Annotated in this window: 13 protein-coding genes; 9 read left to right on the forward strand and 4 right to left on the reverse strand. The window is 56.8% G+C overall.

Annotation, left to right across the window (positions count from 1 at the left end; translation table 11 throughout):
- Positions 1-321: 321 nt before the first annotated feature.
- From ACP16H_RS26030 to ACP16H_RS26060, 7 genes are all read left to right on the forward strand, one after another.
- Positions 322-600 carry a mobilization protein gene (locus tag ACP16H_RS26030; RefSeq protein ID WP_425075057.1) on the forward strand — a complete coding sequence of 93 codons (279 nt, stop codon included), beginning with the start codon at positions 322-324 and terminating at the stop codon, positions 598-600.
- 11 nt (positions 601-611) lie between these two features.
- On the forward strand, positions 612-2,255 hold the full coding sequence (locus ACP16H_RS26035) for a type IV secretory system conjugative DNA transfer family protein (protein ID WP_425075058.1): 1,644 nt from the start codon (positions 612-614) through the stop codon (positions 2,253-2,255).
- 17 nt (positions 2,256-2,272) lie between these two features.
- Complete coding sequence (locus tag ACP16H_RS26040) at positions 2,273-2,824, forward strand: hypothetical protein (RefSeq protein ID WP_425075059.1); 552 nt, start codon at positions 2,273-2,275, stop codon at positions 2,822-2,824.
- 254 nt (positions 2,825-3,078) lie between these two features.
- The gene (locus ACP16H_RS26045) at positions 3,079-4,131 is read left to right on the forward strand and encodes a replication initiator protein A (protein ID WP_425075060.1); all 1,053 of its coding nucleotides are present in this window, start codon (positions 3,079-3,081) and stop codon (positions 4,129-4,131) included.
- A gap of 94 nt (positions 4,132-4,225) precedes the next feature.
- Positions 4,226-4,894, forward strand: coding sequence for a ParA family protein (locus ACP16H_RS26050; RefSeq protein WP_425075061.1), 669 nt, complete (start codon positions 4,226-4,228; stop codon positions 4,892-4,894).
- Positions 4,876-5,169, forward strand: coding sequence for a hypothetical protein (locus ACP16H_RS26055; RefSeq protein WP_425075062.1), 294 nt, complete (start codon positions 4,876-4,878; stop codon positions 5,167-5,169). Before ACP16H_RS26050 ends, ACP16H_RS26055 begins: the two co-directional genes overlap by 19 nt.
- A gap of 158 nt (positions 5,170-5,327) precedes the next feature.
- Positions 5,328-6,353 (forward strand): hypothetical protein, encoded by a 1,026-nt coding sequence (locus ACP16H_RS26060; protein WP_425075063.1) that lies wholly within the window; start codon positions 5,328-5,330, stop codon positions 6,351-6,353.
- Here ACP16H_RS26060 and ACP16H_RS26065 read toward each other — a convergent pair.
- Both ACP16H_RS26065 and ACP16H_RS26070 read right to left on the reverse strand, forming a co-directional pair.
- Positions 6,343-9,024 (reverse strand): hypothetical protein, encoded by a 2,682-nt coding sequence (locus tag ACP16H_RS26065; protein ID WP_425075064.1) that lies wholly within the window; start codon positions 9,022-9,024, stop codon positions 6,343-6,345. The two genes, ACP16H_RS26060 and ACP16H_RS26065, sit on opposite strands and share 11 nt — an antisense overlap.
- 109 nt (positions 9,025-9,133) lie before the next feature.
- Positions 9,134-9,685 carry a recombinase family protein gene (locus tag ACP16H_RS26070; protein WP_425075065.1) on the reverse strand — a complete coding sequence of 184 codons (552 nt, stop codon included), beginning with the start codon at positions 9,683-9,685 and terminating at the stop codon, positions 9,134-9,136.
- A 193-nt stretch (positions 9,686-9,878) separates the two neighbouring features.
- Here ACP16H_RS26070 and ACP16H_RS26075 point away from each other — a divergent pair, with 193 nt between their 5' ends.
- Together ACP16H_RS26075 and ACP16H_RS26080 are read left to right on the forward strand one after the other, a co-directional pair.
- The gene (locus ACP16H_RS26075; protein WP_425075066.1) at positions 9,879-10,463 is read left to right on the forward strand and encodes a T4SS efffector SepA family protein; all 585 of its coding nucleotides are present in this window, start codon (positions 9,879-9,881) and stop codon (positions 10,461-10,463) included.
- Positions 10,464-10,586: 123 nt separating this feature from the next.
- Positions 10,587-11,432 carry a DUF3800 domain-containing protein gene (locus ACP16H_RS26080; protein WP_425075067.1) on the forward strand — a complete coding sequence of 282 codons (846 nt, stop codon included), beginning with the start codon at positions 10,587-10,589 and terminating at the stop codon, positions 11,430-11,432.
- A 41-nt stretch (positions 11,433-11,473) separates the two neighbouring features.
- On the opposite strand, the gene ACP16H_RS26085 is transcribed toward ACP16H_RS26080, so the two are convergent.
- Positions 11,474-11,737: a hypothetical protein gene (locus tag ACP16H_RS26085; RefSeq protein ID WP_425075068.1), complete on the reverse strand. Its 264-nt coding sequence runs from the start codon at positions 11,735-11,737 to the stop codon at positions 11,474-11,476.
- A 35-nt stretch (positions 11,738-11,772) separates the two neighbouring features.
- Positions 11,773-13,059, reverse strand: a complete 1,287-nt coding sequence (mobQ, locus tag ACP16H_RS26090; protein WP_425075069.1) for a MobQ family relaxase — start codon at positions 13,057-13,059, stop codon at positions 11,773-11,775.
- Between the last annotated feature and the right edge of the window lie 585 nt (positions 13,060-13,644).

Here is a 13,644-nt window from a genome sequence, read left to right on the forward strand (position 1 = left end):
CGCCAGCGGCAGACCGGCCCCCACCGTGGGGCATCGGGCGAGACACTGGCGCGACATTGCGGGACGCGATCCAACTGCCGAAGTTGGCCCTGGAGAGTTTGAGAGGCCGGGAGGGCCTTTCATTCCGACGCGCCTCGCGTCGGACGGAGTTCGCCGTCGGCTGAGGCCCTGCCTCAAGGAGATCGCACGCAAATCTCGGAACCAGAGGTGGAGAGTTTGCATAAGTGCGCCCTTGTCCTTTACAGGCCTACGGGTAAGCGCTATCGCTGGCTGTGGCAAGCCTAACCTTTACACCTGCCCTCTTTGAAGTGGATTCCCGAATTGGCCGAGACTGAGCTTGAACGCGCCGAGAAACGCTATGCCCAGGCCAAGGCCCGCCTGCAGGCCCTGAAGAACCGGGAAGCCACCAGACAGCGCAAGCTGGATACACGGCGCAAGGTGATCCTGGGCGGGGCGCTCATGGACCTGGCGGAACGGGATTCCAATGCCGCTGTGATGCTCGACCGGCTGATCCGCAACCTCTCCCGTGAACAGGACCGCAAGGCCTTTGCGGATTGGGACGCCCCCTCCCCTGCCTCCAGCGATGACGGCGCGGCCTGATGCGGAGCGTGATGCTCGTCTTCGGGGGTCTGTTCCGCTTCTTCGGTCGGTTGATCTTCACCCCCATTCTGCTGGGCTGGATGGTCGGCGCTGTCCTGTTTGGGGCGATGCTCGGAGCACTTGTGGCCACGCCGTTCATCTTTGCCTTCTTCGATCAGCCGCCCGGTGAAAGCGCCTGGCAATGGTTGGTCTTCGGTCCCTTCATGCTCATTGGCGCTGTCTTCGGGTTCCAGTACTGGCGCATGTCCTCCGGGGCGGATGCTTACTTCGGGCTGACCGGTGACAGCCACGGCTCGGCCCGGTTTGCGAACCGCAAAGAGCTGAAGAAGCTTCAGCGGGAAGACGGCCTCCTGATCGGGCGCAACCCGCACACCGGGCGGCTCTTGCGCTATGACGGCCCGGCCCATCTGATCACCCTCGCCCCGACACGGGCCGGGAAAGGTGTCGGCACCGTGATCCCAAACCTGCTGGCGGCGGAACGCTCCGTTCTGGTGATCGACCCCAAGGGCGAGAACGCGCGGATCGCAGGCGAGGCCCGGCAACGGTTCGGGACGGTTCACGTCCTCGATCCGTTTGAGGTCAGCGGTCATCACTCCGCCGCTTACAACCCGCTCGACCGGCTGACACCGGACAGCCTCGATCTGGGCGAGGATGCCGCCTCCCTGACCGAGGCGCTGGTCATGGACCCGCCGGGACAGGTGACGGAAGCGCACTGGAACGAGGAGGCCAAGGCCATCCTCGGCGGGCTGATCATGTTCTGCGTCTGCCATGAGGATCGCGACCGCCGGTCTCTGGCCACCGTCCGGGAATATCTCACCCTGCCCCCGGAAAAGCTCCGCGCCTTGCTGGAGCTGATGCAGGACAGCGACGAGGCAGACGGGCTGATCGCCCGCGCGGCCAATCGCTTCCTCGGCAAGGCAGATCGGGAAGCCGCCTCGGTTCTCTCGAACGCGCAGCGCCATACACACTTCCTGGACTCGCCCCGGATCGCGAAGTGTCTGACGCGCTCAGACTTCGCTTTCTCCGATCTGCGCCACCGGATCACCTCTGTCTTCCTTGTGCTGCCACCCAACAGGATGGACGCCTACAGTCGCTGGCTGCGCCTTCTGGTCTCTCAGGCCCTTCAGGACATCGCACGGGACGCTGAGCGGCCTCAGGGCGCGTCAGAGGGCCGTTCTCAGCGCCTCAAGGCCCCCACCCTCTTCCTCCTCGATGAATTCGCCGCCCTGGGCCGTCTGGAGGCCGTAGAGCGCGCCATGGGGCTGATGGCGGGCTACGGGCTTCAGCTCTGGCCGATCCTGCAGGACATGAGCCAGCTCAAGGACCTCTACGGCGAACGCGCGGGCACCTTCATCGCCAATGCCGGGGTGCAACAGGTCTTCGGGGTGAACGACTTCGAGACAGCCAAGTGGCTGAGCCAGATGATCGGACAGGAAACCGCCGGGTTTCAGACGGACAGCTTCAAGCCTGGCGATGGTCCCAGTTTCTCGAACAACCTCACGGGCCGCGATCTGCTGACCCCCGATGAAATCATGCAGCTCCCGCCGGATCGTCAGCTCCTGCGCGTCCAGGGGCAGGCCACTGCCGTCGCGCAAAAGCTGCGTTACTACACCGATCCTGAATTTGCCGGGCTGTTCACGCCAGACGCCCGATAACCTGAAAGCATTCCACCATGTCCGACACACCCGCCTCCCCTGCCCTGCTCTCAGATGACGATCTGCGCGAGACGCTCGATCTTCTCGCCACAGCTGTCGCCAGCATCTCGGATCGAGTGGATGATCAGACGCGGGTGCTCGACCGCGTGAACAAGACAGCGACGGAAGCCCGCTCTGCCGCCTTTGCTGCTCAAAAGCAAACCGACCCGGAACACTACGGTGAGATTGTCGGCGCGACCATCGACGGCAAGATCGACGACACCCTAACCCGCGTTGGCCAGATGGCCGGTGATCTGCTCCGGGCCTCCAACCACACTCAGGAGGTTCTCAGGAAAGCTGAGGATGCCAGGTCGGACACCATGCGTCAGCTTTGGGAACGGGAGCAAAAGCTGGTTATCTTCAAAAGCCGTCTTCCATGGTTTGGTCTGGGTGCTGTCGTTCTGGCTCTTGTCCTGACGGTGACGCTTCCTCGTTTCTTAGCCAGCAACGCTTCCATGTGCGCTGTCCTTGGAGCGTCCTGGACCACGACAACCACGGGCGTCGATGCCTGCGTGTTCTATCAGCGGTGAGCTGAGTCTTGCTCGCTTCGACTGGTTCTGACTTCGGAGCTGGGTGTTATATATGTGTTAAAGAAGGTGTTACGAGAATCGGCGCGATCATAAGCATCTGAAATATTTGGTAGATTCAGTACAAATTAAGCCCACTGGTGGGTAGAGTATCGAAGAATGGTGGGTAGACTAGCGAAGATAGGTGTGTAGAGTATCGAAGAATGCTGCCCCTCGGTGGGCAGACTGTCGAATAACAGTGGGTAGAGTATCGAATAATGGCACGGCCTCGGAAAAGGACAGCTCTGCTACCGCAGCGGCATACTGAGCCGGACCTGTTTGTCTGCGACATTCTGGACGCGACGCCGAAGAGCGACCGCGCCTCGATGGAGCATCCCCTGTTCTCGCTGTCGGTCAAAAAAGACCTTGCTGCCTTCGAATATGAGCAGGGCAATGTGAAGGTTAAGATTACGCCAGCGGCCGAAGAGGGTCGCGCCAACGTCTTCGACAGGGATATTCTGATCTATGTGCTGAGTCAGCTCATGGCTGCGAAAAACGAGGGCCAGGAAATCGGTCGTCGCGTCCGAATTTCTGCGCACGATCTTCTGAAAGCCACGAACCGGCACACGACAGGACAGGCTTACGCAACCTTGCGGCGCGCCCTCACCCGCCTCCAGTTCACCCAGATCGAAACCAATATCCATGACCATGGAATAGGCGAATGGCGGTCCATTTCTTTCATCACCGATGCGCGGATCGTCAAGGAAGACTCGACAGGACGGCTTCTGAGCGTGGAGCTGGAAATGGGCGACTGGCTAGTCAAAGCCATTGAAAACAAAAACGTCCTAACGCTCAACAAAGCATATTTTCAGCTTCGCAAGCCGCTGGAGCGGCGTTTGTATGAGCTGGCCAGAAAACACTGCGGAAAGCAGGATGTCTGGCGGATCGGTCTCGACAAGTTGCAACACAAGACCGGCTCGACCTCCTCTCCCAAAGAATTCAAGCGTCTCGTGAAGCTGATCTGCAAAGCCGATGCGGCCCAGTCCCATATGCCTGACTACAGCTTCCGACTTCTGCACGACGTGCTTGAAGTCTCTCCCAAGGCGGAATTTCTCGACATCTACGGGGATGCCCCGGCGATCATATCCGAAATCTCAGTTCGGCTCTCGTCGGAAGCGTATGAAAAGGCACGCGAGGTCGCGCCGACATGGGACGTCTACTTCCTTGAACAGGAATGGCGCATGTGGATGAGCGAACCACCACGCCACCCTGACGGCGCGTTCATCGGTTTCTGCCGCAAATGGTATGAGCGCAAGGGTAGAGCCCCATAACTGATAACAGATAAGTAATAATTATTATCTAATACCTGTTATCAGTTGACTGTTAAGTGTTACCTGTTAGGATTCCCGAAAAAGAGGGCAGAAAATGGCGCAGGTAATCAGCGTAGTTCAGGAAAAGGGCGGGGCCGGGAAAACAACCCTGCTGACGGCACTTGCGAGCCTCATGGTGGAAGATGGTGCGAGGGTTGCGGTGATCGACACCGACCCACAACGGCATCTGGAAGCATGGGCGAAGAAGGATGAGACAGACCTTGATTGGTTATACGAAGAAAACGACGAAAAGCTGATCCCGACAGTCAAGGCACTGAAGAAGACTGAACCTGCCTATGATGTGATCTTTGTCGATACCGCCGGTTTCAAGTCCGCCATGGCGATGCACGCCATCGCAGCCGCAAATCTGATCTTGATCCCATCCAAGGCAAACGAAGCGGATGCGAAGGGTGCGAAGCGCACATACTCGCATGTCCAAAGTGTTGCCGAGACGATGGAGAAGGAGATTCCGGCGCTTGTGGTGATGATGGATGTGGATACGAACACCAACATTACGCAAGCCATTACCGATGCGCTCGATGCACAAGGCGTTCCGCGTCTCAATGCCATGTGCGCGCATCGCACGGGATTTAAGGAAATGACCTCAACTGGCCAATCACCACAAGGATCGGCTCGCCGATCCGCGAAGTCTGTGCTTGCCGATTTGCAGGGCAGGGGCCTGCTGAGCTTCTACAGGAGTGGTTCATGGCCAAAGTCAGCGTAAATCTCGATGACGATCTGGATGATGATACCGGCTCCCGGAAGCTGAAGGAGCTTGCCGCGCCGCTGCCGAGCGTCAGCAAGGCAAAGTCTTCCGCTCTTAAGGATGCTCCACGGGTTCAGTTCTCCTTCACGAATGTGCCGGAACCGATCAAGGAGGCCTTTTCGCAGGAGGCTCGCAAGCGCGGCCTAACCAAGAAAGAATTGCTTTATGAGTGCCTCCGCGCAGGCGGCATAGACATACCGGATTCCGCCGAAATCGACGGCAGAAGGCGGTAAGTGTTATCTGTTATCACACGCGTTTCTTGGCAAAGTTCTCGGTTCCGAGCATGAGGTCTGTCTGGCGAATCCCTGTAACCACTAGTTAGGGCAGGGGAGTAGGATACCGCAGCCACCTCAAAAAACATGAGATTTCTCTTGCGCCATCGGGCGAGCTCATGAATCCTTCGCCCAAAAAGGCGGGAGAGATGGCAAGAAGGGCAGCATACACAAAAGTCGAACGCTCGAACTTTTCCAACCCTGACCATGTCGAGGATAAAACCTTTCGTGGTTTTCAGTGTTTGAATAAGGATTGCACGAACTTTCTATTTATAAAGACAGATACAATCGATCCAGATTTTGAGTACCCGTGCGGGGTTTGCGGTTTCGTTCACAAAGCTGGCGAAACAACGATCTTGTACGATTATGAGCTGAAGGACACGCGCGACGACTCGACGATAGAACAAGGATCGTTTGAAATTCTGCATGACGACTACGTAGGCGAGTCTAAAGAGTACAAGTACTGCATAATCTGCGGAACACTGAAGCCATTTGAACTGTTTGGCATTCATCGCCGCCGCAGCACCGGACGGCAAGGCGAGTGCCGGATTTGTAAGCAGGTTTACAACGGGATCAAGAACCAAACGCGCCTAGTAGAACAGCATCGTGAAGCTAGTCAGAAGCGCCGCCTGTTTACCCATTTCGAAGATCGAAGCAAAATGGATGTCTCGGCAATCTATGCTCGTTTTGACAACTGTTGTTTCAAGTGCGGTCTCGACCTTTCTGGTGATCTAGTAGCTGGTGTTGCCCAGAAAGAGGGCAACCTGGATCACACCTTGCCAGTCTTCTATCTTTGGCCGCTAACAACAGACAATGCCACGCTGCTTTGCCGAGAGCACAATGGCGCAAAAGCAGAAAAATGGCCTGGAGAATTCTACACAGATGCAGAGTTGCGAAAGCTATCTGCAGTAACTGGAATTGATCATCGTCTCATGGCGGGCGAGCCACAGTTCAACCCTGCCGCGCTTTCAAAACTGGAGGATGCGGAGTTTATTGAGTCTTTGTTCGAGAAATTTGCACGCTACCCTCAGGAATTACTTCGGCTCCGCAACAGGATACTTGTGCAGACGGGATTTGACTTCCTTGACGTCAGCGCGAGAATTTCACCCGATTGGAAGAAACAAGCAGATGCTCTCATGACTTGATCTTCTCAAACAACAAGTACTGATGGTGGGTGACAGTGCCTTTGTCTCGAATCCCGTGGCTTTCGCAATGCTCGACGCTCTCCGAGAACCAGTCTTCAAGATGCAGATAGCGTTCACCGATTTGCTGTAGTGCAGCTGCCATGTCGCACTTATTGCTCTTTCCGACATGAACGGCGAAGAAGCCGCCTATGTTCAAGCGATCTTTGGCTTGTCGAAATATACTTTCGTAGATGTCGAAGCTCCTTTTTTGCCTCTCATCTACAAAGTCTGCAGGACGCTTTGTGAAGTCCTCAGCCTCCCATCCAGCAAACCATAAACGCATCCAATTTGCGGAGTAGAAGCGGGTGCTGTCAAAGAATGGCGGGGAGGTTATGATCGCATCGAGCCCATCGACCTCACGCGGCCACGGTTTGGTTACGTCCTGGTGGAAAGACCGGCCTAGTACTTCAGGCACGTTCTCACATGCCTTTCTACAGCGATCCACCTTCTGACGCAGCCGCTCGATCAGACCGCGATATTCCGTAGGGCCTGTCGGAGCGAAAGGGGTGATCGGATGGGACCTCCTGCTCAAAGCATAAGGTCGGTTGCCATGCAGAATGTGGAGCAGGGACGCCAGGACAATGGCAGAAGACCCAGTGACAGTTTTGTTCTTCAGGAAGTAATCACGCGCGATAAGTATCTCCTGCAGCGTGTCTTCGTGGAAATAGGAAAGTAGCGGACCATTGAAGCGGATGGCTTCCAGTTTTCTGGTGGATCGTTTCCGGTGCCGGCCTTTGGCAATAGCGTCGTCTAGCGCTTCGATCACGCCCTCTACAGCGAGCCAGTCGATGTGTTCGAGTTTCGCACGAGAGATGGCCACCGCAGCTGGACTAATGTCGAAGCCGAATGACGTATGGCCCTGCATTCTTGCTTCAAACGGGATCGTTCCGACACCCGAAAATGTATCGAGGAGACGCCCGCTTTTCGTTGGCATCAAAGCATCGACTAGACATCGAGCGATCGCGGGTTTCAGCTTACCCTGGTAAGAACACATCGAATGCCATGCATGCCCCCAGTTTCGGCGAGCCATTTCACCTTGCTGATGCGGAAGCGTTGTTTTGAAGTCGTTCCATCCAGATAGGCGCTCTTCTGCATCCAATGCCTTGATCGGTCGCTTCACGGTGCGTTTGGGTGCGAAAATCTGCAGAGTTTGGCTTAAGCGTGCTCCGTCGCGCGATTGACGTTCACGTAGGATCACCGTTTCATCCAGAGAAAACCCGCTGCTTTCGAGTATTTCAGCAAGGATATCGTGGGTTCGGACGTGAACGCCGCTGTAAACAGAGTCGCCAAGATCAATTGCGACTACGCCATGTTCATTCAGAACATCTGGTAGCGTCGCGAGCACATCATGCATGTCATAGAAGTAGTTCTCGACCATAGCCGGAATGCGCATGTCATATGCTGCTTCGTTTAGCTCCCGAAGAGTCTTCGTAAGCAGATCGGAGCGGAACCGGCTGTTGTTGTTGCGTGCCTTGTCAAGCTTACCCTTGGTGACATCGTTGATGCCGCTGGTGATCGCAGAATCTCGGAAGCTACGGAGGTCGGATTTAGCGGTCAGATAACGCAAAAACCAAAGCTCTATCTTAGTGTTCCTGAAGTAATTTGTTCCATTCAAATACGGTGGTGATGTGATGACAGCATCCACCTTCGCAGGCAGATGTTTATGAAGTGACCGAGCATCACCAGCGACAAACTGCGTGCGCCCTGGAGCTGCCTCAGCATCGATCAAATCACTGGCGATCAGGTCAAGACTTGCGGACAGTTCACCAAAAAATTCGGGCAGTCCTCGCGAGTGCTCCTTCTCGGTCATGAAGCGCAAATCCCCACGTCGGGTCAAAAGGGAGCACGGCACCAGGCTCCGCAGAACAGCCACAATAAAAAAGCGTGCTGTGGCCGGATCATCCTTCTCCAACCGGTCAGCAAAACTGCGCGTCTGAAGGACCTTGTTGTAGGCCCCATCTTCGAAAAATGGGCGCTTGCCGAAAGTTGATGTGAAAGACCTGGAGAGCGCTTCATCGCGCGCGAATTTTCCGATCTCTGTCTCAGCCTGGCTGGCTATACCGTGGAGGCGTTCCGCAATGCGATGGCGTTCCCGGACACTCAGTGTCAACGCCAAGGCCTTAGCTTCGATGACATACTGGCAGGAAGGGTTGACCTCTGAGTAATAGCCGACACCGCCGCGCGCTGCAGCTACCAACGCTGTTGTGCCAGACCCACAGAAAGGATCGAGAATATCGCGTGCGTGCGGAGCAAACGTCTCGATGACGTTTGCAACAAATTCGGGGGAATAGCCTTCAAGATACGGATACCACTCGTGCAACGGGCTTCCGCGCCCACCACTAAACGTAGACTGAATACGGAAGAAATATGCGTCTGATCTGTCAGCTAGATCAGCACTATCGCGTAGTACTTTGCGAACATAGCTTGCCACCTGTGACTCTGCTTTAGCGGCGGCGATCTCAACATCCGCATACTGATTGAAACCGATCAATCGGCGCAGAGTATGGCTGCTTAATGGTCTCACATACTCGTAGAGCTGTGCGTCATCCTGCGAGAAGGGGATGGTCAGACCTGACCTGGTCTTTCCAGGAGAAGGGTAGTCAGCAAAGTAAATGGTTTTAGATGCCTGCACTGTACTTCTCCCTTTTCGAGAAGAGTGTAACTGCCATACTCAACAGAAACAACCCATGAACTTGCGCGGCGTGATTTTAGGAGAATATCCTTAACCAATTGAGGGTAGGTTAATTTTCCCGCATTACACGGCTGATTGTAGAGCGATGAACGCCAAAGAGCCGCCCGGTCTCTGCCTCGGTGCGCTTGCCAGACCGCACCATATCCCGGATTTCTCGTCGCTGATCGTCAGACAGCTTCGGCTTGCGTCCTGGGTGGCGCCCTTTCTTGCGAGCTCGCTCCAAACCGGCGCGCGTGCGCTCACGGATCATCTCGCGCTCGAACTCGGCGAAGACTCCCACCATCTGCATCATCATGCGCCCGGCGGGTGTGGTCGTGTCGATGGCTTCTGTCAGGGATCGGAATCCCGCTCCAGCTGTGTCAATCTTTTCCATGATGGACAGAAGGTCTTTCAGGGAGCGCGACAGCCGGTCGAGCTTCCAGACGATCACTACGTCGCCCTGGCGGAGCTGGTCGAGCATCCGGTGCAGCTCTGGCCGATCCCAGCGGCCTCCGGACGCGCGTTCCTCGAATACACGTTCACATCCGACCGCGCGCAGCGCATCGAGCTGCGCGACTGTAGCCTGGTCGTCGGTCGATACGCGGGCATAACCTAAGTTCATGAAAACACTGTTGCGCTTTCTTGTTGCTCAATCAAGATAATTCGCAACATAATTTTGCAACAGGAGAGGTAGGGTAGGGCGTGTGTTGCGCAAAGGACCGTTTTCGACTGGAAAACAAATATGTAACATAAAGTCTTGCAAATCGCGTTTTATATGTTACATATTCTCTACATGATCTTTTGAGGAGATAACCATGATGCCCGTCGTACGCGTGAATGACGCCACTTTTGTTGACCTCAAGTCCGTGGCGACATGGTTAGGGACGGAGACACCTTCCCTGACCATCGACCGTCTTGTGCGGGAGAAGATGGAGCAGCTCGGCCTCGAGCGCGATGACGCATCGGAAGATGTCGTTGCACAGGAAGGCGTGCGCGCAACTCCCGACACTGGAGTTATGGAATTTCGTTCCGCACCTGGCCTCTCGTTCACACGGTTGCTCGACGCCTCAGTTGGCGATCAAGCGCTTGCGAAGGCGAACTGGTCAGGTGTGCTGTTGAAGGTGATTGCTGCAACCAAGAAGAAAAATAGGATGGATGCGAAAGTACTCAGCCAAGAGCTTCAGGTTCCTTCGAAGCCGCATGAGTACAGCTCTGAAGGCTACAAGTACCAAGCTGAGCTAGGCATCTCGATCCAAGGACAATCCGCACAGGATGCGTGGAAGGAAATCCACCGCCTCGCGGAGAAACACAGCATACCTGTCGAGGTGCGCTTTCAATGGCGCGAGAACGACAAAGCTCAATATCCAGGTAGGATCGGAGTCCTTCGCGCAGGAAAGTGAACTGGTACATTGTCTAGCCAGCCGCGCACGTGACTGGCTAGAGAGTTTTTCAGTCAAACCGAACCACCTCGGCCTTTGAGGGATAAGAAAGCGGCATCGACCGGCAATAGGTACATAGTAGCCATGAAATTTGTTTATGTAGATGAAACCGGTGATCAGGCCCAATCTGATATCTTCGTTATGGCTGCCGTCGAGATCGACGCCGTCCGCCTCAACAAATACAGCCGCATTTTTTCGGTAATGATCGACGAGGTATTTGCGAAGCATCCTGGAAAGCCTCAAGATCTGAAGACACGCAGGTTCCATCGCGGTGCTGGCGGTTGGAACAAGATCTCCGGGGAAGACCGTAAGGCCTTCATGCACGCTGTGGTAGACGAGATCGCCACCAGTTCAAAAGTCTACGCATCTGCAATGTCCTTTGAGAAGTTCAAAGCGACCGATCACAAGGCGTTTGGTTATCCCGATGTTTCACACAGCTACTGGATCGCCAACGCGATGTTCGTCCTTTCACATGTGCAACGCGAACACTGCGACGATCCCAAAAACAAGGGTAACTGCGTGATCGTTGTAGATGACAACAAGGTTGAGCATGCCAACATGGCAGAGCTCATCTTCCAGCCTGACCCCTGGTTCGATGATTTGGCGTTCAAAGCCGCGTTCCTGAAAGCCAAGAAGCGCCCGAAGAACTGGGAGGGACGCCGCTTCGATCAAATCGTCAACACGCCCTTTGCGATCAAGTCAGAGCATGCATCAACTATTCTTGTAGCCGATCTGGCCGCATTTGTTCTGCGTCGATACATCGAACTCAAGACGGGTGATGAGGCCTTCAAAGGCGAAAGGGATTTCTTCGAAGCCCTATTTGCCAAACTAAAGCCTGTCATCAAGCCTCACAAAAACCTGCAGAAGAAGACTGAGTCCTACGGGTATTACCAATCCTTGCAGCCAGATGGTTGGGATTTTGCGCTGTAACTAAGGAATACGACATAGCCGCTCAAACAGGTCAAAGGTGCTTATTTCGGCTTCTGATCGAACAAGATCACGCGCCCGTCGCCTTCGTCCGGATCGTTGACAAGGACAAACGGCACATCCGCCCCGTCCTTCTCATAGAGACAGCGGTACTTCATCTTGCCATCGAGCGGATCGCGCACCTGGTCGTAGCGGTAGCTGTGGGGGATGCCCTTCTCGATCCAGCCTTCAACACCTGCGGGCGTCACAAGCGACAACGGCTTTCCGTCCAGCAAGATCGTCTTGCCCACGTTGAATACTTCATACATCCGATCTGTCTCCTCTGTTGTGCCATCGGGTTGCGTCACAGGCTGTGACCTTCGCCACGATCCCGGTCCCGCATGTTTTCGTTTTCGTCGTCACCGCGCTCCTGTTCGCGCTCGTCCTCGATCTCCAGCCGCTCTCGCGGCTTGTTCAGTACGTCCTTCAAGCGCTCGTTGACGGATGGCTTGCGTGCCTCGCGCCTATTGTCTTCACCCAAATCATACTCGCTGTGGCCGTCCAGCTTGTGAACCGCTGCCTGACCATCACGTCCGGCGTCCTTCTCCATGATCTCCTTGAGCCGCTCCCGCGCATAATTGCGGCCTTCCGGTTTCGGCGTGTCGTCCTGGTCCCGTGACCGGCCCACGACGTTCGCCAACCGCTCCCGGAAATCCTCCGGGTTGCGGTCGCGATCTTTCGCGGTTGCGGCCCTGAGTGCTGCCAGACCGGCAGAGACACGCCCCTGCCCCGCCTCGCGCTCAATGCCGTAGGTCTCACGCGCCAGCTCCAGCCGTGCGCGCATTTCGCGGAAGGCGGCGCGGGCCTGGCGGGCGGCATGGACGACAGCGCCACGTTCGGTGACGGGTTTGTATTCCCGTCCCTGGCGCTCGGCTACTGCCTTCGCGCGTCGTTCCATGGAATTGGCTGCTGGCCCCAGCTTCAGCTCCGGGTCGCGGTCCAGCTCCTCGGCTGAGAGCTGATCGCCCCGCTCCAGCGCCGCCTCGCGCTGCGCCTCGAGCGACCGGTGATCGACGCGCTCCACCTCCCCTGCCCGCTCCAGGGCGCGGTTCTGCAACTCGGCCCAGAGGCCGCGCATCTGCTCGATCTCGACGCCGCCTGTCTTCGCGGAATCGAGCACGCGGGTTTTGGTGGTAAAGCCTTCGGCTTCCAGCTTGCGGGTAGAGGTCAGGACATGGGCATGGTGGTTACGCTGATCGCCTTCGCGGTGCGGCGCATGGATCGCCACATCGACGGCCACGCCGTAGCGGCTGACCAGCTCCTGGGCGAAGTCGCGGGTGATCTGGGACCGGGCCTCGGCGCTGATCTCGGACGGCAGGGCCAACTCCCACTCGCGGGCGGTGACGGAGTTGCGGCGGGTCTCGCTGGCCTCAACCTCGTTCCAGAGGCGAGACCGATCCGTGGCCCAGTCCGGCGCGTCCTTCGGTGCCAGGATGAAGGTCTCTTCGATGCCCTGCTTGCGGGTGTAGTCGTGGACGCGGCCTTCGCGCTGGCACTCGATGCGCTCCCCGACACGGTAGGCTGCTGCCGCCGTGGCAGAGCGCCCGGCGCTGCGTTTGATCGTCTTCACGGAGAGGTGGTAGCTGGCCATCCGCCCTCCTCTCTCAAAGCCGATAGTTGCCGCCGTGGCAGAGTGCCCAGCTCTTGGCTCGTGACAAGAGCTGAGGTGTTGGTGCAGAGTGGGGATGAAGCCCAACCTCTTCCGGTTCCCTTGGGAAAGGGCTTCGTCCTCCCTGTTGGGCGTAAGACGGTGGTTTTGGAGATCAGTGATCCAAGACCGCCGCAGCTTTGCGCAACCGTCTTTTCCCCGGAGGCCCGCGCCCCAAATCGCAGTGCGCGTTCGTACCGCTGGGGCTGGAGGGGAAAAGACAGCCCGCCCGAAGCGAGCCTTTGGCTCCCTGAGGCGCGAGCTTGCCAGTGATCTGTCCCCATATCCCCAGCCTCATGGGGGGCGAGATATGGGGACAGATCACTGGCGGTTTGCCGGGGGCAAACCCGGTATCGCGAAGGGGCGTCAGCACCTGGGCGCGATACCTCCCGCAAGGGAGACGCCAGCGGCAGACCGGCCCCCACCGTGGGGCATCGGGCGAGACACTGGCGCGACATTGCGGGACGCGATCCAACTGCCGAAGTTGGCCCTGGAGAGTTTGAGAGGCCGGGAGGGCCTTTCATTCCG

Source organism: Sagittula sp. S175 (assembly GCF_049800975.1).
GTDB lineage: Bacteria > Pseudomonadota > Alphaproteobacteria > Rhodobacterales > Rhodobacteraceae > Sagittula.